This window comes from Candidatus Hydrogenedentota bacterium (genome assembly GCA_019637335.1).
Taxonomy (GTDB): Bacteria; Hydrogenedentota; Hydrogenedentia; order Hydrogenedentales; family JAEUWI01; genus JAEUWI01.
In genome coordinates this window covers 43077-64250 of record JAHBVV010000003.1, presented here as the reverse complement: position 1 = coordinate 64250, position 21174 = coordinate 43077, and the positions used below count along the sequence as shown (strand labels likewise).

The following is a 21174-nucleotide window of genomic DNA, read 5'->3' as shown; positions in this document are numbered from 1 at the left end:
CCGCCTGTCCAGCGCCGATGGGGCAAGTAGATCGCGGACATAGGTGTACGCGGCAGGACATGAGCAAGACCTATAGTTGTCGATGCGCACGTGACGATGCGCCTGCCTTCAATGCGTTTCCCTACCGGGGACACCGGGTTTCTATTCCAGACCTATCGCGACTCATTTTGTCCCGAGCTCTTTTTGCCGCGGACAGGAATGTCCGAGATCCTCTGCTGTGCTTCCTCGTAAATTAACGGGCAACTCGCACCGTGTCCGCGCACCGTCGCGTCAGGCGACCAAGATGTTACCGTGGATGTGCAGCGACACAGTTGACAAATTGCATTCGCGTACGGCCAGCGCGTATACGTTGATCGTCTTCACGCCGTAACCTCGCATCCCCTGGAAGGAGCGCCCCATGATTCGAGCCAGCCTGATCGCGTTCACGACGCTGTTCCTCCTTGTCCCCGCGATTGCCGGCCCGCACGATGGCCTGCTGCGCCCGGAGGGGGCGCCCGTCTTCCCGATTGGCTTTTACCACTTCCCGGAGGACCCCGGGGAAGCCCGGGCGATGGTGGAGGCCGGCGTGAACCTGCTCCGCTGCGGCGGCCCGGACGACCTCGACCGCGCGCGGGCCCTCGGGGCCTGGGGCTGGGTCTCGCTGCCGATGCACACGGAGCTCACACCGGAGCGGGACCAGCAGATTACCGCGATTCTGGATCACCCGGCCCTGGCGGTATGGGAAGGGCCGGACGAGATGGTGTGGAACTTCACGGCCTACAGCGGCCTCTTCCGCGACGGCACGCACGAGTACCGGGGCGCCTGGTGGGATCAGACGCCCGGCGCGGTGGCCCATGCGAAGGAGCAGGCGGCCATCATCATGCCCAATGTCCACGCGTGGGCGGCGCGGATCCGGGAGCTGGACACGAAAAAGCGCCCGATCTGGTTCAACGAGGCGTACCGCAGCGACGCGATCTACATGCGGCAGTACCTGAGCGCGGTGGACATCACGGGCTGCGACCTCTACCCCGTTAAGGCCGCGGAACGGCCCATCGCGCAGGTGGGCGACTATACCGAGCGTTTCAACCGGGTGGGCGAGGGCCTGCCGGTGTGGATGGTGCTTCAGGCATTCTCCTGGCACGAGCTACAGGAAAAGGCGGGCGAGGATCTGCCCGACGCCTACCCCACCTTCGCGGAATCCCGCTTCATGGCGTGGGACGCCATCGCACACGGCGCAACCGGGATTCTCTACTGGGGGTCGGCCTACACGAAGAATGTCGCCTTCCTTCAATCGGTTTATGCGGTCACCCGCGAACTGTCCGCGCTCCAGCCCTTTCTCACGGCGAAGGAACTGCCGGGGGTATCGGCACACCTCATTGAGGCCCCCACGGCGCAGCCCCAGCGAGGCGTCGCCCACGTGGCGCGCGCGGCCAACGGCGAGGGCCTGCTCGTTCTGATCAATGAGGACGAAAGCGAGCACATGGGCGTGGAAGTGCGCGGGCTCGGTGCGCTGGACGGGCGCACGCTGCATCTCAATTATGGCGAAGAGACCCTCGAAGTGCGGAACGGCCGCGTGCTTGCGCGCCTGCAACCCCACGAAGTGAAAGTGTTTACCACGGTTCCCGGCGCGGCGGAAACCGGCGCGGAAGGCCGCGACTTCGGGCATTCCGGGAGTCTATAGCACGGCGGACGCGGGGGGCCGTGCCGTCCTGGATTCCCCTCCCCACGCCGGTTGTGGTATCGTGGAGCCGTAACGCGACCGAACCGGTTCCGGCCGGCAGGAGAACGTAACCCGTGCGACTGATTGCCATTTGTTTATTGTTCCCCGGATTGTTCCTATGCGCGCCGGCGCGGGCGCAGTACGAAAGCGTGCGCCTGTGCGTGGCCGCCGGCAGCATGTTTCCCGAAACCCCGGAGGGGCTTCGCGGCGCGGTGACACGGCTGCTCGACGAAGCCCAGGCGCCCGTTTCCGAAGACCCGCTCTACGCGTGCCTCGTGCCGCACGGGCCCTATGGCATTTCGGGCAGAATCGCGGCCCAGGCGTTCAAGCACCTCAGGCCCGGGCAGTTCAAGCGGGTAATCGTGCTGGGCGCGTCCCACGCCGAGATCGAATTCGAGGATTGCTCCATCGCGGCGGTGGACGCGTACGCGACGCCGATCGATTTTATTCCCGTCGACAAGGTGGCGGTCCGGAAGCTGGGCTACTCCACGCTTTTCTCGATGCGATCCATGCGCTACGATCACCAGCGCCGGGGCTTCCTCAGCACGAGTGAACGCAAGCCGATCCACGAGTACGAACACTCCATCGAGATGGTGCTGCCATTCCTCCAGGAGCGCCTGGGCCATTTCGAGCTCGTTCCGGTGCTCGTCGGCCGCCTGTACAATCCCGAGCTCCGTTACGACCCCGCGCGCGTGGAGGATCGGGCCGAGGCCATCGCCAAGCAAATCCGGAAATTGATGGACAAGGATACGTTGCTGGTGGTCAGTTCCGATTTTGTCCACTTTGGCAACGACTTCAGCTACCGCCCCTTCGATACGGATATCTTCAGCCGGATCGAGCGCATAGACCGTGCGGGCCTCTCGCGGCTTGCGGCGAACGACTATGACGAATTCGAGACCTTCCACCGCAAGTCCGGCGAGGTTCCGATCTGCGGCCTGAACGCCCTCCGCGTGCTGCTCAAGGTGCTGCCGTACAACGCGTATGGCGTACTGCTCGGGCACGACATGTCCGGGCGCTTCTACAACGACGAGAGCCGGAGCGTGAGCTACGCGTCCATGAATTTCTACCTCTCGCCGAAGGGGCGTCCGGAGATCCCGATCGAGCGGCTGGAAATCGAGGAGCGGGAGCGGGCCGCCGAGCCCCCGCCCGCCGCCACGACCGGCGAAGCCCCGATCACCCTCACCAACATCAAGCGGAACCGCGCGGAAAATGACTGAACAGGCGTCCCCCTTCCTGACTCCCGGCGAGGAACGGCTGCTGCTGCGGATCGCGCGCGACAGCCTGGCGGCCTACGTGAATGAGGAACGCCGCATCGATGTGGACGCCTACCCGCTGACGCCCGTGCTGCGGGAGCCGCACGGCGCGTTCGTCACCTTGCACCTGCACGGCGAGCTGCGTGGCTGCATCGGGCATACCCGCAACCTCGAACCGCTCGCGCGGGCCGTGCGCGACAACGCGATCAACGCCGCCGTCCGGGACCCGCGCTTCCCCCCCGTTTCCCCCGGCGAGGTCGGCCAGATACACATCGAGGTGTCGGCGCTACGCCCGGGCGCCGCGCCGGACACGCCGTTCATCCCCGTGCGGGACATCGGCGAGATTGTCATCGGGCGCGATGGCGTGTACCTGGAAGGCGCGGGCGCGCGCGGCGGCGGCCTGCTGCTCCCCCAGGTGCCCGTGGAACGCAACTGGGACGTGCGCCAGTTCATGGAGGCGGTCTGCGCCAAAGCCGGCGCGGCCCCGGACGCCTGGAACGACCCCGCATGCCGGATCTACCGGTTTTCCGCCCAGGTCTTCGCCGAACCCGCGCCCGCCGGTAACGGCAACGGCGGGCGGTGAGAATCTACCGCGCCGGGGGCGTGATCGCGTGGCACGGAGGTTCGGGCCTCCCGGAATGATCGGGTGGGATGGCCGTCCGCGTGTGGCGTATCCCGATGGGGTCAGTAGCCGCCGTAAGCTTCGCCTTCGGAACCGCACAGGGCGAGGTAGGCGCGCAGTATTTCGCACAACTCGCCGGAGGCCCGTTCCGCGACGGCGACGACCTGTGCATGCGAGAGGCTTTCCTGGGAGGTGCAGTCGTTGGTGACGCAGGAAATGACGCCGGCGCGCATGCCGAGGGCCTGGCAGCGCTCGAGTTCCGCGGCCGCGCTCATGCCCACCGTGGTCGCCCCCATCGCCTGAAGCGCCCGGATCTCCGCGCGGGTCTCGTAGCAGGGGCCGTGCATCCAGGCATAGGTCCCCGCGGCGGTGCATCCGGGGACCACGAAAGCGGGGCGCATGCGATCGGGAAAGCGGTGCGCGGTGTAGCGCCAGGGAATGATCTCCTCGGCGGCCACCAGATCGCCGGGCGCGAGCGCCGGATCCAGGCCGCCAGCCGCGTTGGTCAGCACGAGCGACCGGACCCCGAATCGGTGCAGCGCGCCCACGGGGGCCACGGCGACCGCCATTTCGTGCCCTTCGTAGAGGTGGAGTCGCCCGGATTGCAACACCAGGGGCGCGCCGCCGCAGTACCCGAAGACGAAGCGGCCCTCATGCCCCGAGGTCCCGGCCGCCGGCAGTCCCGCCTCGGAAAACGGGATTTCCGCCAGCACCTCGTCCAGCAGGGGACGCAAATGGATGCCCGAGCCCGATACCACGCCCACCGGGGCGCTTCCCGGCGGGAACGGGCTATCGGGCGCGCTCACCATGGCTTGGGGAAGAAGAGATTCTGGTAGAGTTGGAGCGCAAATTCGTCGGTCATTCCGGCGCAGAAGTCGACGGTGCGCCGTTCGAGGCTGTCCTCGGGATCGCCCTCGAGGATATCGTCCACCGGGTATTCGAGCAGGTAGAAGTACAACTCGCGCAGCAGGCGCTTCGCCTTGCGGATCTCCCGGTCGATGGCCTCGCAGGGATAGACCTCCCGGTACATGAAGTCGCGCAGCGCGTTCATGGCTTCCAGGGTTTCGGGCAGGATACCCAGTTTCCCCTCCGCAGTCCCCTGAATGAGGCCCACCACCATCGCGTCGATCCGCTGAGAGGTGCCGCGGCCCAGCACGTTCAGCGCGTCCTGCGGCAGATCGTCCAGACCGATGACCCCAGCCCGGATTGCGTCGTCGATATCGTGGTTGATGTAGGCGATGGCGTCGCAAACGCTGACCACGCCGCCCTCGAGGGTATTGGGGCCCTCGCTGGCGCGCCCCTGCAACACCGCCTTCCCCCGCGAGTGGTGCAGGATGCCGTCGCGAACCTCCCAGGTGAGGTTCAGGCCGCGCCCGCTGTGGCGCTTCTCCAGCTTCTCGACCACGCGCAGGCTCTGCTCAAAATGGAAGAAGCCGGGCGCGTACACCTCGTTCAGGACGGACTCCCCGGCGTGGCCAAACGGCGTGTGGCCAAGATCGTGGCCGAGCGCGATGGCCTCGGTGAGGTCTTCGTTCAAAAACAGCGCGCGCGCGACGGTTCGGGAAATCTGCGCCACCTCGAGGGTGTGCGTCAGGCGCGTGCGGAAGTGATCGCCGGTCGGCGCCAGAAAGACCTGGGTTTTGCGTTTGAGCCGCCGGAAGGCCTTCGTGTGGAGGATGCGATCGCGATCGCGCTGGTACACGGTCCGGTAGGCGTCTTCCTCCTCCGGAATCGCGCGGCCGCGGGATTCGCTGGATCGGGTGGCGAAGGGGCGCAGCAGGGTGTGCTCGCGCTCTTCGAGCAGCGTGCGGACACAGGGCGTGGTGGACAAGAAAAACGGTCTCCGGAACGGTTGCGGGATAGTCGCCACAGTGTACCGGATCCGGCCCTTAAATGGAAAAACCGGCCGCTATTCGCGCGGCGACGGCTCCACCTTGCGACGCCGGCGGCGATCGATGGCCAGCCGGAGCTTGGCCGCCTTGTGGCGCGCCTTCTCGTTCAGGGGGTCGGCTTCGAGGACGGCCTCCATGTATTCCAGCGCGCGCTCGTAGTGGTGGGCCTTGATGTGATTGATGCCGATGTTGTATTGAGAGGACACAATCTTCTTGTGCAGGCGCGGCAGGTCTCCCGATTCCCGCACCTGCGCGCGGTAATGCTTGATAGCGTGCTGGTAATCGTGGTTCTCGAAGTAGTAGTCGCCCATGCACTCTTCCCGTCCGTGCCCCGGGGCGGCGTGATCCTCGATATATTTCTCCAGATCCTGGCTCTTCTGCTCCTTGTACTCGGAAGGATCGAAGATGCCGGCAACGGCGGACCGCTCCACCAGCACGGAGATGTTGTTCGAATTCGCATCCTCCGGGATCACATGGAAGCGCGGCAGGTTGGCGTTGTAATTGGCGAAGGTATGCCCCCGCAGCGTTTCGCCGTCCTTGAATTCCACCACCACGCCCGCGCCAAGCGAACGCGGATCATGGTAGGACACGGACCGATCAAAGTTCCCATCGAAACTCTTAACGTAGTAGACGGCCTTGAGATCGCGAAAGTGAACACGCTGCGTCTTGCCCAGTGGTTGTCCCTTGCGATCCACCAGGTCAAGATGAAATCCGTCGCTGCGCGTGTTCAGGGCGAAGCAAATCCCGTAGAGCGTGTCCCCTTCGAGCGGGCGCACCACCAGGCGCTGGCGTTCGGGTTTGCTCAGGAGTTGCGCGTGCTTCTGCTTGCGCTCCATGGCCTCCCGGAACGGCTGAAAGTGCTTCTCGCAGTACAGCGCCCCCTCGTGCTCCGTGATGCAGTGCTCGCACCCCAGATCACCGCATACGACGCAGTACCCGACCACTTCATTCGACGTATGAACGGGACAATACATGGCGAACTCCTGGTCACACCTGCGCCGCACCGCGGCCGCGTCCCCGCCCCCCGTGCATTTGGACACTGGCACGCTCCAACCCGGATGCGACGCTTTTTTTACCCAATCAACGCGCTGTGCCTGTCATTCTAGAGCATACATTTCGGGGGGTATCGTAGCATATCTAATCAAGTTTGTCTACGATAAATCATAATACTGCGGGAAATTAAACACCGATGCATGCCGCAGCATACCAGGTTATGCCAAGATTTGTGACAAGAGCGGCTACTGTTACCGGTCTGGCGCGTCGTATCGCGCGACTCATCCCATCGCGATATCGCCCACAGGATCAACATGGCGCCGTCTAAATGATATAAATTGGCAGCCAGTGACGCATCGGGTACTTATCCAGGGTGCAGAGGGGACCATACCCGCATCAATCCCCATTCCATAGCCCAAATAACCCATCCAGACGATCAACCCGCTGTTGACTGTAGGCACCAGCTCGGCAAAGCTTCGACACTGAAAGCAGATCAAGACCTTCAGGGTCAAGACGCCCATTAAAGCTTCTCATCCCGCGAATCTCGCTTCCTACGCCATCGAATTTGCACAGAATGCGCACAAATCAACTATTCAGCGCGCAGATTCTCTTCCTCGTTGGGCGAATCGAGTTCACACGGTGTGCGGCCATAGATTTTGTGGAGTTTCCGTATCACCCTGATACAACAATACGCCCAGCATCGCCGAAATTACTCCTCAGGGAATTGGGAGCCGCATTTCATGCAGAACTTGGCCGACTCTTGAGCCTCAATACGGCCACACATCGCGCAGCAACGCCCGCCAAACCTGATACCGCAGAACATGCAGTACTCCGCGTTTACAGTCGGTCCGGGAACCAAGGCCCCGCACCCGGGACAGACAAAGTCGCGGGCATACACATCATTGGTCTCATTGGCCATCGAATCCTCTCGCCGCCACTCGCGGATCTGCCACTCAATTGCCCTCCAGACATCCACCTTGGGCCGCCGCTCCATCCTGTACTCCCAGTTGGCCAACTGATCCAAGGTAATGGTGTAGCCCATCCGCTTTGAGAGCTGCTGCGCCAGGCGATTCACGGACAACCCTCGCGCCCGGCGCGCTTCTCTCCAGTATTTCTTCTCATCCGTGTAATCAAGCATCGCACCAAATCCCTCTGTCAAGACCTGTCAATTGTACACAATATCCTGTCTCAGACCAAACCCACGTATTGACACCGGTCAGCCTCATGTCTTATAATGTTTTAAAAACATAACTTCATGTCAGGAGTTTGTAGTGAAAAACCTCAATCCCGCCGAGATAGAACAGCTGACCTGGCTGACCCGGGAACAAGCGCAAACCTATTTGCACATGTCGTCCGCCGCGTTTCGAGACTTCTGCAAAAAGTTCGACGTGCCCTACTATGCGACCACAGCTCACCCTAAGTCGCGCCGCATATATAGCCGATCCATACTGGATAAGAAATTGCTCCAGAAGATGCTAGGCGATGCGCGAATCTCCGAGTCGTAATTCGAAAAGATGCACGCGCAATGGCAAATTGGAAAAATTTGCGAAATACCCGACCCCCGCGCGGCTCTCCCTCCACCCATCACCCACCGCCCGGATCTCGTTCCCACGGTCCTCCGTGAGAATGCCTACCGTTCCGCTCAGCGGAACAACCCCTTCACCCTTTCCGCCTGCGGCGGACGTGCCGCACCCTTTCCGCCTGCGGCGGACGTGCCGCACCCTTTCCGCCTGCGGCGGACGTGCCGCACCTTCACCCTTCACCCTTCCAATACCCCGCCGCCCCGCTCGCCCGCGCGACGAAAGCCGGCGCCGCTTCACCACTCCTCAGGCGCGTGGCGTAATACCGCTCGCGAACCGCCTCCAGAATCGCCTCCGCGCGCTTCGCGGGGGCCAGCCCGATCACCGCACCGCCGAACCCCGCCCCGGTCAGGCGTGCGCCGAGACACCCGGCCTCCCGAAGCGCATCAGCCAGCGCGTCCACCTCGGGTGTGCTGATGGCGTAATCGTCCCGGCAGCTCTGGTGCGATCCGTCCATCAAGCGGCCAAAGAGCTTCAGGTCGCCCGCAAGCAACGCGTCGCGGGCCTCTTCCACGCGGTAATACTCCGTCACCACATGGCGGGCGCGCGCCTGGAGCGGTATCCCCTCCGGCTCGGCCGGAATGCTGTCGAGCCAATATTCCCGCACGAGATCCGCCGGCATACCGAGGAAGCGTATGATCGACGGGCCATCGAGGCGCGGCGCGCGAATGACCTCGCCGAGCAGCTGGTTGACCTCGTTTCGGGTGTAACACAGGGGGCCAAACCAGAGATCGCCGAGGCAGTCGATGGCGAATTCCGGGCCGAACGCGCGCGCCAGGTGAACGTTGATCATATTCGTAATGAGGCTGCACACGGCGGGTCCGGCGTTGTAGCGCAGGAGCGCGTCTCCGGATTTCTCCGCGCGCACCATCGAGTCGCACACGAGGAAAACGGCCTCATCGGGAATCGGCAGACTTTCGAACTGGAACGGGATAAAGTTGATTTTCGTGGCGTGGCCCGCTTCGGCGTTGAGCAGGATGGCCTGGTCCATACCACCGCCGGCGGTGCCCACAAAATGCTCGGCATTCGCGAGAATCCGGGCCAAATCCCGGCGGGAGATGTCACGCTCCAGCGTATAGCCCGCCGCGGCCAGGTAGGCCAGCGCGGAAGCAACCACCAGCGCGGACGAGGAGCTCAGCCCGGCGGCGGAAGGCAGGGTGCCGTCGACCAGTACATCGAGGCCCGGCGGTTCGGTGATGCCGAAGTGCGCGTTCAGCCCCGCGATAGCGGCCTTGGCGTAGTTGTCCCAGGCGCCGGGCGGCGAAGGCTGGAGATCCGGAACGACATCGAAGTCGGCGTCCGGAAACCGGGGGTCGGTGTTCCGGAGGCGCACCCGGGGCTCCGGTGATCCGGTAAAGGCGAGAACGACCTCCCGGTCGATAGCCATGGGCAATACGGGCAGGCCATTATAGTCGAGGTGTTCGCCGAGCAGGTTGATCCGGCCGGGCGCGCGGCAGACGAAGGGTTCGCCCGCCTCGGGAAAGCGCGCCCGAAATTCCTCGCGTAAGACCGCGAACTCCACGCTAGTTATTCCTCCGCCATATGCGCGCTCTCGCGGCGCAGTTCAAACAGGCCCAGGTTCTCCGTGTACAGGCATACGCCCCCGGCAATCCAGACGGGGATGACGTTGACCAGGTGCGCCATGAGCGCGGCGGCCTTGGCCACGTCGAGGTTCGTCTCGGGGGCCACCACCATGAGCGCGGCCACAATGGCCAGGTGGAAGGGCCCCACGAATCCGGGGGTGCTCGGGATGCTGATGGCCAGCGCGAGAAAGGCCATCACCACGACCGCGGTGTACCACGGCGCGTCGATGGAAAAAGCCTGCAGCACGCTGAAATAACAGGCCGTGCCGATGGCCCAGGTAACCAGCGACCAGCCCACCGCGCGGGCCATGTCGCCCGCGGACTTGAAGATATGCATGCCGTCGGCGAACTGCTCAACCATGCCGCGCAGCCGTGCGCCGATACCCGGCGCGGCGCGCCCCAGAGTGGCGTCTACGATACGCATTGCGAGGTCTTTGTTTACGTAGAGCAACACGAAGCAGGCAATGATCCCGAGCAACGCGCCGCCGGTCGAAATCGCGCCCCACCGGATAAAGGCGGGCTGAATCGTGATGCCGAAGTCCTCAAGCGGGATCGGTTCCGCGGGATTGAAGAAGACGATGGTGATGAGGAGCGTGGCGATCAGGCCCACCAGATCGGTCACGCGGTCGAGCGCGACAAAGGCGAAGCAGCGGCTGAAGGTCAGGCGCGTGAGCCGGGCCAGGGCAAGCGCGCGGATCACCTCCCCCACGCGCCCGGGCAGGGTGAAGTTGGCGAGAAACCCGATCTGGGTGGCGCCGAACATGGCGCGGAAGCTCACCGGCTGCGCGGTGCGGACAATGTAGCCCCAGCGGAAAACGCGCGTCACGAAGGTGACGAAGACCAGCGCGAAGGCCAGCGCCAGCCAGCCCGGGCGCGCATCGCGCAGCGCCTCGCCGACGGCACGCCAGTCGGTATTCTTGAACAGCGCCCAAATCAGGTAGGCGGCAAGCGCGAAACCGGCGGCAATCTGGATCTTCTTCTTCATGGCGTCCTCAAAACAAAGGCCGGAGTATACCACAGGAACGCATCCCATGCCCGCGCACGTGCTACAATGCCCAGGGCAATCGCATTTAAACTTCCAACTCGAGCCGCGCGCCACATGAACCACCTGTAATTTTAGTACGTCTTTAGCCGTATGAAGTTGAGCCAGTCTTTTTATCAGCTTGCCGCGACACTACGACGAGAGTGCGCAAGGCTGGGAGCGCAGGCGTCCCCGCCTGCAATGCACCGGAGGTGCATGGAGTGTTTGAAGAATCGACAAATTTGATCGGGAAGAAGACCGGCCCGGGCTGGCGCCACGAATCAAATTCGCGCCTTCGGCGCGATGCGGGCGGGCCGCCCGCGCTCCCATTGGTCCGCACTTTCGTTGAAGCACGGAATCGCGCCGTAAGGGAATCAACCCAACTTCATTCCGCTAAAGTCTTACCAATGTTAAAAAGGGTGCGGGTTGGAGCGCTGGCATTTCGCCTGCGGCGAATCCCTGACCTTGCCGGCACAGATGCCGGCGCTCCAAAACGCTCACTATCGTTGATTCAAGGTTCCAAATCGGCTCAAGTTTACGCTCATATACCGAGCTCGAGTTTAAATGCGATTGCACGTGCTACAATGCCGCCGGCGAAGCAGGAAGGAACCCGCCCCATGCCGGCATTTGGCGTCACCCCCCAGAAAGAAGCGGAATTGCTGCGCCGGATGGCGGCCTGCGGCGTGAACGAAGCCGATCTCGAGGAATCGTTTATCCGGGGAAGTGGGTCGGGCGGACAGAAGATCAACAAGACATCGTCGTGCGTGCAGCTGCGCCACCGCCCCACGGGCCTGGAAGTAAAAGTGCAGGAGGCGCGCTCCCAGGCGCTGAACCGCTTCTTCGCGCGCCGCCGCCTCTGCGAGTTGATCGAGGAACAAACGCTCGGGAAAAAGAGCCCCGAGGCGCGGCGCCAGGAGAAGATCCGGAAGCAGAAGAAACGCCGCAAACGCCGCGGCACATCGGGTGAATCCCCGGAATCGTGATCGCGGCGGGTTTCCCCGCCCGCAAGCCGCGTGCTAGGATGCCGTGGACCCCGGGAGGACCTGTAGACGTGCCTGATCGCCCGCGCCGGAACCGCGCCGCCGCCCTTGCCGCCGTGCTCGCCGCCATCACGCTGCTGGGCCTGCTTGCCGGTTTCAGCCAGATCAAGACCGAAGGCCTTTCGTGGCAGGAGGCGCATTACCTGCCGCGCCTCGAAGCCATCGCGGCGGGAACCGCGCCAGCGCCCGCCCAATACCGCCTCCTGACCAACCGCGCGGTCTTGCTTACGGTCCGCGTTGCGGAAGATCTGGGCGCGCCCCGCCCCGCCGGGCTTGCGTTCATTGCGTGGCGGCTCGCGTTGAACTTCGCCGTGCTGGGCCTGGCCTACGCGTTCTACCGAAGCCTCGGAATCGCGCCCTGGGTCGCGCTACTCGGCCTGAGCGCACTCGCGTGGGGCATGACCCAGGCCAACTACGGGTCCGACCTCGCGCTGGACGCCAGCGCGGATCTCGCCTTCTACCTGGCGGCGGCCCTCGCCATACGCGCGCGCCGCTACGCATGGATTCCGGCGATTACGCTGCTCGCCGCGGTCAATCGCGAAACGGCGGGCCTGATTCCGGTCATGCTCCTGGCCAGCGCCGTCACCCTGACGCCGCAATTTGGGCTGGACCGCCAGATGGCCCGCTATGGCGCGACCGCGCTCGCGGTGTACGGGCTCGCCGCCGCCGCGATGCTTGCGGACTTCGGGATCCGCCCCTGGGAGGGCCTGGAGACCGGCGCATCGCCGTACACGGGATTCCTCTTCCATAACCTCGCCAGCGACGCCGCCTGGGGTCACAGCGTTGGCGTGCTGGGCATCGTCCCGCTGCTCGCGCTCTGGGTCTGGCGCGCGTGGCCCGATTTTCTTCGCCCGATCGTGTGGTCCGTGGTTCCCGCGTGGTGCCTGCTCCACCTGTTTCTCGCGCCCCTGGACCAGGCCCGGGTGCTGCTGCTGCCCCAGGCGCTCGTGTTCCTGCCCGCGTTGCTGTACGCCATACAAGAGGCCCGCGCTCCCCTCCCCCAGCGCCACGGGGAGGCAGCAACATGATCACGTCGGGCGCGCCGCTGTCGCGAAACGAGAAACTTTGCATCGCGGGGCTGCTGGGGCTGCTCAGCCTCTACTTCGTGCACTACCAGATCACGTTTATGGGGCTGGACTGGTACGAGACGGTGCAGTGGGAGCGCACGCTGCGCGTCATCCACGGGGAAAGCGGCACCCCGTGGCAGTACCGGCTGTTCACAGAGGGCCTGGTCTACGGGCTGGTGCGGCTCTTCGACCTGGGGGGCGTCCCCCGCCCGATCGGCGCCGCCTTCATCCTCTTCCGGCTGGTCCAGTGCATGCTGACCTTTTCCCTGGCGGTCTGGTATTACCGGAGGCTTGGATTGTCCGCGCTCGAAGGGATGCTGGGCGTATCCCTGCTCGTATGGGGGATGTGCCACGGGCTTTACGACACGGATATGACCTTCAACACCTACACCGACATGAGCCTCTTCCTGGCGGCGGGCCTGCTCATCCTGCACCACCGCCCGATGTGGCTGCTGCCGTTGATGTGCATCGCGCCGTTCAACCGCGAGACCAGCGGCTGCATCCCCGTCATGCTGCTCTTCAGCGCGGTGGCGCTGCGCCCGCGCCTTCAGATTCCGCCGCGCCGCATCCTGTGGATAGCCGCGGGCGGGCTGCTGCTCTGGTTCGCCATCGTCGGAGGGCTTCGCCTGGTCTACGGCATGCGGCCCTACATCGTCCCCACGGCGGGCAAGGAGCCGATCCTGCCACTGCTGATCTTCAACCTGACCTGGTGGCGCACGTGGGTCTTCCTGTTTGCGACGCTGGGGCTCATGCCGATCATGGCGCTCATCGCCTGGCGCCATTGGCCCGAAACGCTCCGGCGCTTTTTCTGGGCCGTCGTGCCCGTGTGGTTTCCCGCGCATTTCGCGCTGGCGCACGCGCCGGAAACCCGTCTCTTCCTGGTCCCGCAGGTATTGATCTTTATTCCGGGCGCCCTGTTGGGGTTGCGGGCGCTGGGACAACTTCGGGATCCGGCGCCGAAATCCCATAAGCGCTAACTCGTGTTGACCGGGCATCCTTCAATAAGCGCCCCGAGTTCGTATGTGCGCCAACGTGGGATAGCCTTCCAGGCTGTCATTGCGGGACCTGAAACGCCGATGTAAGCCATCACCCGGTCTGGCGAGCGTGATTTACCGGGCGCCGGCGATTGTTTTGAAGCGCCCCTTTCCCCGAGTTCCCGGCCCCGGGCGAACCGCACAAGGCGGACGCTCTCGCAAGGGCTCGGGCTCACTTTGTGACAGCCTGGAAGGCTATCCCACGTTGGCCCGCGTTCGAGATTCAAAGCTCGCTTTAGCGCGGCGGGCCCGCCCTTTGAATGGATGCGGCTCTGATAGCACCGATTGTCGCATGCGCGGCACATTGGGATGAAGTCTTGAACACTTCTGCGAACAATCACTCGATCCGCGGTACAGCGCTGCGAGCATTTTCGGCCGGCAACACGAGAGCCGCACCCCTTTGGATTCCTGAAGCATGCGGGACGGCGACATTTCACAGCGTTCCCAACGCCAGAATAAGCAAGTTAGCGCTTATGCGCCGCCGCCCCGGGCCTGACCGGAAACAGGGATTCGTCGTAGGGCAGCGGGTCTCCGGGACGCTTGCGCTTGTAGATGCGGAAGCTCGTGTCGATGTTGCGGTCGATCCAGGGAATCTTCGGCGCGATGGCGGGATCAATCTGGAAGACCCGGACCACGTGATAGTCGCGCCGGAGCCAGTCCGTGTCCTTGAACCAGTAGAGCACCTCCAGGTCGCGCAGGAAAAGGTATTCGGGCTTCAGGTCGCGGCACATGTTCTCCAGCGACCGGCGCTCCGGCGGCTGCTCGCGGCTCCAGGCGACCACGGTCCTGCTGGCGAGCCCCGGCCAGTCATACACGTTGCCGCGCGAGTAATACCCGATGTAACCGAGGGGCTCGCAGCCGACAGCCTCGTCCGCCCGCATGTGCTCCCGGAGATACAGCCCCGCCGGCTTCCGGATCGCATTTTCGACGTGCTCTTGGATCATCCGCTCGGTGTGGAAGGAAATCGGGAGCACGCTGATGAATAGGCCGAGATAGACGGCGGCAAAGGCCCACGCGGCCCGCCCCCGCCACGCCGTATTCCGGATCAGGCCGGCCGCCCCGTGCACCCCGCGCAGGCTCAGCAGCAGCATGGCGACAATGTACGGCATCTTGTACCACCCGAAAACCACCGGCACGAGGAAGATGTAGTAGAGGCTGTAGACCACCACGAGCGCCGCCAGCGGCCACAGGGCCCACTGCCGCCGGATCGCGATGGCCAGCGTGCCGATCACCGCGAAACCGAACATCGTGTTCGCGATCGGGCTCTCCGGGCCGCGCGTGAAGAAGAGGTGCAGGCCCGCGCCGTGCCCCGCGAACACCGGGCCGAGGTGGATGTGCAACTGCTCGGCCAACATCATCCAGACATGCCGCTTGATCGCGAAGAAACTGAGTTCGCCCGCCTTCTCGTACCACTTGGCGTAGCCGAGGCCTTTCGCGAAAACGGTATTCGGTATCGGCAACCCGTAATACGCGACCGTGAACACGACCCACGGCAAATAGACGGCGAGCGCGATGCCCGCCACCTTCAGGAAGTCCCGGGGGCTTCGGCACAGCACGTAGACGCCCACGATGACCGTCCAGAAGGCGTAATCCGGGCGGACCAGCATGCAGAGGCCGAGCGAAATGCCCAGCGGGACGGCCCGCAGGGCGATCGTGTAGTACACGGACATGATCAGGATCAGCACCGCCAGCTGGGTTTCCATGCCCGCCATGCCCCAGAGAATCTGGTTGTGCTCCAGGCCGGCGAACCCCATCGCCGCGACCGCCAGCGGCGCGGACAGCCGAACGGCGGGATGGATGCAGATCGCCAGGACGTAAAACACGGTCAAGGCGCTCGCGGGAATGGACACCAGCTTGAGGAATTCCACTCCGAAACCCACGTGCATAAGGTCGCCGACCAGCGGGACCAGGACGCTCAAGGGGCTGGTAAAGCCGTGAAGCGGCGGCTCGCCCGGGCGCACGTGGGTGAGGCCCAGACCGCTGGCCATGTTCTCCGCGTGGAGGCAGGTGATCAGCGCGTCTTCCCAGTAGCGGCCCGTGTAGGCCCAGAAGACAATTCGCAGCAGCATCGCCAGGCCGGCAATAATGAGCCCCGCGCGGACGACGCCACGGTTTTCGGGCGCGTCCAACCCTTCCAGACGAAGAGCGCGCCCCAGCGCGCCCGCTACTGCATCCATTCCTCTTCCTTCCCATAAACCACTGCCGCACCGGTCACACCGGGGGTCCCGGATCTTTCCGCGCCCTCCCCAAAAAGTCGAAGGGGGCGCCGCATCCGTGCGGCGCCCCCTCCATAAGGAGTGGTGTGTGCTAAGCCAGCACGTTGAGGTCGTGTCCGGACGAAACTTTGGGGGCTGTAACGGCACTCAGGATCAACTGCAACGCAGCGCCCCGAACACCCGCCTCCGACCGTTCCTGATCCTTCAGTTGGGTCGGTTCTACAGACCTTGTGTAACGGCCCTGACTTACACCGGCCCCAACGCTGCTGACGATACCAGATACTCCAGTCATGTCAGCCTCCTTTCTGCATTGGGCCTGCTTCTCTTAGTACAGCCCATTTTTCGGCAGAAAAGCGGCGGGACTTTAGCGGGGCTCCGTCACGGCCGCGCGGGCTGCGGGTGGCGCGACACCAGGTCGAGAATGAAGTCCACCAGCACCGGGCCCGTTTCCTCGCCCAGGCTCGTCCGCGTGATGTAGTCGTAGCGCCGGAAGCTGTCGAAGTCCTCCCGGCTGAGAATGTAGCCGAACGCGTCGTTCGTCAGGCCCAGCAGGAAATCGTGTTCCGCCGGCATCTTGCGCTTGAGATAGTAGCCGATATTCGGCAGGGCCTCGCCCGGAATGGTCACCAGCTGCGCCGTGCCCAGGTTCACCAGGTTCATCTGGGTCGCAACCGACTTCCCGTCCGTCACGCTGCTGTAGTCGAGGCCGGACCCTTCCAGTATCTGCGTCATCATCGGGTTCGATACCGGCAGGCGCAACGTCTCCGCCGCGCAATACAGGGCGGGATCCCGCTGCACCGGCGCGTCCTGCACGATCCGCAACGCCTCGTCGGCCAGGAGCGTTCCAATCCGGATACATTCTTCCCAGGTCTGGACGTCTTTTCCGTCCTCGCCGCGGCAATCCGCCGTGACCATGCCGCCCTGGGCGCCGTTCATGTAGATGGCCACCCCGCCGGTCGCTTCCTCGATGCGATCATAGAGCGGCCCGCAGAAATCGGGGCTCAGCATCTTCCGTCCGGTACCCAAAACCTCGGGATGGCTCGCATAGTTGACCAGGGTCGCGATAATCTTGCCCGAATCCGATTCCACGGCCTGGATCACGCCGCAGCGCGGGTCGTACAGGTCCGGCGCATAGTAGTTGTACGCGATCTTGCCCTTCGCCTCGCCCACGTTGATTTTCACGTGCGCGGAGACCAGGTTGTTCGCCGCCTCATTGATCGCGGCGGCCATTTCACCGATGACCCAGTCGATATACGCCAGATCCCCCCCGTGGCCGCCCTGCCCGTCGGGAAAGGCATAGAAATCGGGCGCGCTGTGCGTGTGCGTCGCCCCGATCAGAATGTTTTCAGCCGGCACGCCCTCCACCAGCGACCGCACCCGATCCGCCAGGACGCCGGGGAAGCCCAGGCAATCAATGCTTACGATCGCCACGCGCACATCCCCGTCGGCCAGCACCAGCGCGCGAACAAACAGGTCGCCCTGCTTCTTTTCGGGCATGACGGGCGCGCCCGTACCCCCGGAAATGGGCATCAGCTTCTCCGGGGTGATGGTGCGAACGGCGGCGCCCGCCTCCAGCCCGTGCGCGGACATCGCGCCCGCAATCAGCGCCAGCAGCAGGAAAACAAAGGTCTGGGATCTCATGGGTATGCATCCTCCGGGGTGATGTGGAACATGGACAAAACTTCAGGCGAACGAAGCAGCGAGCGGGTGCAGTTTCATGTGCTCCGGTAATCTGCGAGAAAGCACGGCAAAAGGATCGCGGGCATTCCTGCCGGCGGTAACGCCCGCTTCCGCATTCGACGGGCATGGCTGGCCTGGAATGGTATCCCCGCGTCCCCAAAACCGGAATGCGATGGGGACCAGGGGCCATTTCACAAGCGCAACGATCACATGAAGTCTTGCGCTCCTCCTGCCGCAGACAAGAATGTCCGCGATCCTTCGATTCACGCTCTCTTGACCCAGACATGTGTTCACGCCGGGGTGCTTCAGTCCGTTCAAGTGTCACGATCATGGAAACGTCGCTTAGACCCGTGGAACTGGCCGGCGGGTTTTCCCCCGGGCGCGGTCCGCGGTCAGTTCCGGCGCGCGCGGCTGCCGTCGCGGATGGCGCGGAAGAAATCGGTCAGCAGGCTCCCGCACTGGTCGGCCAGGAGGCCCGGGTGCAAGGCCGGCTGGTGGTTGAATCGCTCGTCCGACAGCAGGTTCAAGAGACTGCCGCAGGCGCCCGCCTTCGGATCGGTAGCTCCGAAGTAAACCTCCGGAATACGGGACAGGATGATGGCCCCGGCGCACATCGGGCACGGCTCCAGCGTGACGTACATCTGCGTGTTTTCGAGCCGCCAGCTCCCCAGCCGCGCCGCCGCCGCCGTTATGGCGATGACCTCGGCGTGCGCCGTCGGGTCCTGCAGGGTCTCGCGCTGGTTGTGCGCCTTGGCGATGATTTCGCCGTCGTGAACGATCACGCAGCCGACCGGGACTTCGCCCTGTTCCATCGCGCGGGTGGCTTCGCGAATCGCATAGCCCATATAACGTTCATTGGGGTCCAGCATGGGGCAGCATTGTGCGTTTCGGGCCGGCCCAAAGTCAATCCGGCCACGGAATGACAAATATGTGAATATCTCGCGGTACGGGAGCGTAAAGAGCTTGATCAGGCGCCGATTCATCTGTATTATGGAGTCATGGGAGAATTGATTTTCATAGCTTTTGTAAACAATTCTCCCATGAGCTGAAAAAATCAGCAATTTGAATATATTGAGAGGGGACAAAGGCCCCTGGTGGCCGGCCTTCTCAACACTCCAGGATCTACCAAACAGCACCATGTCCGACACGCGCGAAAATGGGCTCAGCACCTACCTGGCGGAAATCTCGAAGATTCCGCTGCTTTCTCCGTCGGAGGAGATCCGTCTGGCCAAGGCCGCGCGCCTGGGCGAGGCGAGCGCGCGCAAGAAGTTGATTGTGTCCAATCTGCGGCTGGTGGTGAGCATTGCCAAGAAGTACCTCTATTACGGGCTGCCCCTGATGGACCTGATCGAAGAGGGCAACCTGGGCCTGATGAAGGCGGTGGAACGCTACGACCCGGATCGGGGCTGCAAGTTCTCCACCTACGCGACCTGGTGGATCCGCCAGGCGGTCACCCGTTCGTTGTCCAACCACGGGCGGACGGTCCGCATCCCGGTGTACATCACGGACAATGTCGCGCGATACAAGAAGTATGTGGAGTCGGAATACATCAAGACGGGCCGCTACCCGGATATCGAAGCGGTGGCGAAGAGCCTCGGCGTGAAGGTGGCGGAAGCCAAGCGCCTGCAGGAATTCGCCGATGTAATTACCCCGCTCGAAAAGATCCAGACGACGGATTCCGAGGGCGATCGCGGGATCCCCGAACAGATCGAGCCACAGCGCAGCGACAAGGCCATCGAGCAGATCGAGCTTGACCAGCAGATGGAAGAGCTGATGCAGCAGCTTACCGAGCGGGAGGCGAACATCATCCGCTACCGCTACGGGCTGTACGACGGCAAGGCGCACACCCTCGAAGAGACCGGCAAGAAGTACAAGCTCACGCGGGAGCGCATCCGCCAGATTGAAAAGGATGTGATGAAGCGCCTCCGCGCGTACGCCACGGCGCACGAGGATGATTTTCGCCCCTGATCGCCGCGCACCACGCCACCCCGCCCCAGGAGTTCCCACCACGCCATGGATCTCGCGCCCTACATCCGCAATATACCCGACTTCCCCAAGCCGGGCATCCAGTTCAAGGACATTACAACGCTCCTGCTCGCGCCCGAAGCCTTCCGCTACGTGATCGATCGCTTCGAGGAACGCTACCGGGATCAGGGCATCGACGCGATTGTCGGCATAGACGCGCGCGGTTTCATCTTCGGGGCCACCCTGGCGCATGTCATGGGGCTGCCCTTCGTATCCGCACGGAAAAAAGGCAAGCTCCCGGGGGAAACCCTGTCCGAGGAGTATGACCTCGAGTACGGCAAGGCGGTCCTCGAAATTCACCGGGACGCGATCCAGCCGGGCCAGCGCATCGTGATTGTCGATGATCTCCTGGCGACCGGCGGCACCGTCGGCGCGGTCGTTCGCCTCGTGGAGCGGCTGGGCGGCGAGGTGACCGAGGCGTGCTTCGTGGTCGAGTTGCCGCCGCTCGGCGGGCGCAATAGCCTCAATCCGGTTCCGGTACACAGCCTGATCGAGTTTATGGTAGACTAGGGGCCTTCCCCCGAGTGTAGCGTCTGCTCAAAGGGGGCTGTCTGTCCATCTGTACCACGCACCATCCCCCAGGAGTCCCACCCATGAGCAGAACGTATCTGCCCGGCACCCAGATCGAGATCATCAACGAATTCGAACGCGGCAGGATCAAATACGGCCTATTCGATTTCGACGGCACCATCAGCATCCTGCGCGAAGGCTGGCAGGACATCATGCACCCCGTGTGTGTGGAGATGATTTGCGGCGCCACCACGCCCACGCCGGAGATCGAACACGAAGTCCGCGAAATGATCGACGAAACCACGGGCATCCAGACCATCCTCCAGATGGAGCGCCTCGTGGAGATGGTCCGCGAGAAGGGGCTCGTGCCCGAATCCGAGATCCAGGACGCGCAAGGCTACAAGAAGATCTACCTCGACCGCCTGATGGTGCCGGTGCGCGAGCGCCTCGCGCGCCTCGCGAACGGCGAGCTCTCCCGCGAAAACGCGATGGTGAAAGGCGCCGAGGATTTCCTCAAGATCATTTCCCAACACGACGGCATCGAGCTGTACGTCTTCAGCGGCACCGACCGCGACGATGTCCGCAATGAGGCCAACAAGCTTGGCGTGGATCACTACTTCCTGGAAATCTGGGGCGCACTGCGCACCTTCGCCGAGTACTCCAAGGAAAAAATCATCAACGACCTCGTGGCGAAGCACAACCTGCACGGCCCCGAGGTCATGGCCGTGGGCGATGGCCCGGTGGAGCTGCGCAACGTCAAGGCGGTCGGCGGCATCGCCGTGGGCGTCGCCTCGGACGAGAAACGCGGTTTCGGTCTGGACGAGGAAAAGCGGACGCGCCTCATCAAAGCCGGCGCGGACATCATCGTCCCCGATTTCGGCGAAGCCCAGGCGCTGGCCAACTATCTGTTTCCCTAAACCCTGTTGACCCCGCTGTCCCTGTTGTCCCTGTTGTCCCTG

The 21174-nt window shown here is 63.7% G+C and carries 19 protein-coding genes; 10 read left to right on the top strand and 9 right to left on the bottom strand.

The window, feature by feature from the left end; all coding sequences use genetic code 11:
* Nucleotides 1-397 precede the first annotated feature (397 nt).
* The 3 genes from KF886_05505 to amrA all read left to right on the top strand — a co-directional run bounded on the left by KF886_05505 (nt 398) and on the right by amrA (nt 3535).
* Entirely contained in the window at nt 398-1660 is a 1263-nt protein-coding gene (locus KF886_05505) for a hypothetical protein (GenBank protein ID MBX3176794.1), read from the top strand.
* 113 nt (nt 1661-1773) lie between these two features.
* Nucleotides 1774-2916: an AmmeMemoRadiSam system protein B gene (amrB, locus tag KF886_05500; protein MBX3176793.1), complete on the top strand. Its 1143-nt coding sequence runs from the start codon at nt 1774-1776 to the stop codon at nt 2914-2916.
* Nucleotides 2909-3535 (top strand): AmmeMemoRadiSam system protein A, encoded by a 627-nt coding sequence (amrA, locus tag KF886_05495; GenBank protein ID MBX3176792.1) that lies wholly within the window; start codon nt 2909-2911, stop codon nt 3533-3535. The genes amrB and amrA overlap by 8 nt, the downstream gene beginning before the upstream one ends.
* Before the next feature lie 101 nt (nt 3536-3636).
* Here amrA and KF886_05490 read toward each other — a convergent pair whose 3' ends face one another.
* The 4 genes from KF886_05490 to KF886_05475 all read right to left on the bottom strand — a co-directional run bounded on the left by KF886_05490 (nt 3637) and on the right by KF886_05475 (nt 7597).
* The gene (locus KF886_05490) at nt 3637-4338 is read right to left on the bottom strand and encodes a purine-nucleoside phosphorylase (GenBank protein MBX3176791.1); all 702 of its coding nucleotides are present in this window, start codon (nt 4336-4338) and stop codon (nt 3637-3639) included.
* 38 nt (nt 4339-4376) lie between these two features.
* A complete protein-coding gene (locus tag KF886_05485) occupies nt 4377-5405 on the bottom strand; it encodes a deoxyguanosinetriphosphate triphosphohydrolase (GenBank protein MBX3176790.1) in 1029 nt (342 codons plus the stop codon).
* 78 nt (nt 5406-5483) lie between these two features.
* Nucleotides 5484-6440, bottom strand: a complete 957-nt coding sequence (locus KF886_05480) for a hypothetical protein (protein ID MBX3176789.1) — start codon at nt 6438-6440, stop codon at nt 5484-5486.
* A 728-nt stretch (nt 6441-7168) separates the two neighbouring features.
* Nucleotides 7169-7597: a helix-turn-helix transcriptional regulator gene (locus KF886_05475; protein MBX3176788.1), complete on the bottom strand. Its 429-nt coding sequence runs from the start codon at nt 7595-7597 to the stop codon at nt 7169-7171.
* Nucleotides 7598-7730: 133 nt separating this feature from the next.
* On the opposite strand from KF886_05475, the gene KF886_05470 reads away from it, so the two are divergent.
* Complete coding sequence (locus KF886_05470; GenBank protein ID MBX3176787.1) at nt 7731-7964, top strand: hypothetical protein; 234 nt, start codon at nt 7731-7733, stop codon at nt 7962-7964.
* 247 nt (nt 7965-8211) lie between these two features.
* Here KF886_05470 and galK read toward each other — a convergent pair whose 3' ends face one another.
* Both galK and KF886_05460 read right to left on the bottom strand, forming a co-directional pair.
* Nucleotides 8212-9561, bottom strand: coding sequence for a galactokinase (gene galK, locus KF886_05465; protein MBX3176786.1), 1350 nt, complete (start codon nt 9559-9561; stop codon nt 8212-8214).
* Nucleotides 9562-9566: 5 nt separating this feature from the next.
* Nucleotides 9567-10607, bottom strand: a complete 1041-nt coding sequence (locus KF886_05460; GenBank protein ID MBX3176785.1) for a flippase-like domain-containing protein — start codon at nt 10605-10607, stop codon at nt 9567-9569.
* Between the two features lie 653 nt (nt 10608-11260).
* On the opposite strand from KF886_05460, the gene KF886_05455 reads away from it, so the two are divergent.
* From KF886_05455 to KF886_05445, 3 genes are all read left to right on the top strand, one after another.
* Entirely contained in the window at nt 11261-11626 is a 366-nt protein-coding gene (locus KF886_05455) for a peptide chain release factor-like protein (protein MBX3176784.1), read from the top strand.
* A 68-nt stretch (nt 11627-11694) separates the two neighbouring features.
* Nucleotides 11695-12711, top strand: coding sequence for a hypothetical protein (locus KF886_05450; GenBank protein MBX3176783.1), 1017 nt, complete (start codon nt 11695-11697; stop codon nt 12709-12711).
* The gene (locus KF886_05445; GenBank protein MBX3176782.1) at nt 12708-13727 is read left to right on the top strand and encodes a hypothetical protein; all 1020 of its coding nucleotides are present in this window, start codon (nt 12708-12710) and stop codon (nt 13725-13727) included. Before KF886_05450 ends, KF886_05445 begins: the two co-directional genes overlap by 4 nt.
* Nucleotides 13728-14248: 521 nt before the next feature.
* On the opposite strand, the gene KF886_05440 is transcribed toward KF886_05445, so the two are convergent.
* The 3 genes from KF886_05440 to tadA all read right to left on the bottom strand — a co-directional run bounded on the left by KF886_05440 (nt 14249) and on the right by tadA (nt 18525).
* Nucleotides 14249-15961: a hypothetical protein gene (locus KF886_05440; protein MBX3176781.1), complete on the bottom strand. Its 1713-nt coding sequence runs from the start codon at nt 15959-15961 to the stop codon at nt 14249-14251.
* Nucleotides 15962-16378: 417 nt separating this feature from the next.
* Complete coding sequence (locus tag KF886_05435; protein MBX3176780.1) at nt 16379-17641, bottom strand: hypothetical protein; 1263 nt, start codon at nt 17639-17641, stop codon at nt 16379-16381.
* A gap of 431 nt (nt 17642-18072) precedes the next feature.
* Nucleotides 18073-18525 (bottom strand): tRNA adenosine(34) deaminase TadA, encoded by a 453-nt coding sequence (tadA, locus tag KF886_05430; GenBank protein ID MBX3176779.1) that lies wholly within the window; start codon nt 18523-18525, stop codon nt 18073-18075.
* Nucleotides 18526-18817: 292 nt separating this feature from the next.
* On the opposite strand from tadA, the gene KF886_05425 reads away from it, so the two are divergent.
* The 3 genes from KF886_05425 (at nt 18818) to KF886_05415 (ending at nt 21132) form a co-directional block, all read left to right on the top strand.
* Nucleotides 18818-19648 carry an RNA polymerase sigma factor RpoD/SigA gene (locus KF886_05425; GenBank protein MBX3176778.1) on the top strand — a complete coding sequence of 277 codons (831 nt, stop codon included), beginning with the start codon at nt 18818-18820 and terminating at the stop codon, nt 19646-19648.
* Nucleotides 19649-19693: 45 nt separating this feature from the next.
* Nucleotides 19694-20215 (top strand): adenine phosphoribosyltransferase, encoded by a 522-nt coding sequence (locus KF886_05420; protein MBX3176777.1) that lies wholly within the window; start codon nt 19694-19696, stop codon nt 20213-20215.
* Between the two features lie 83 nt (nt 20216-20298).
* Nucleotides 20299-21132, top strand: coding sequence for an HAD family hydrolase (locus KF886_05415; GenBank protein MBX3176776.1), 834 nt, complete (start codon nt 20299-20301; stop codon nt 21130-21132).
* Nucleotides 21133-21174: the final 42 nt, after the last annotated feature.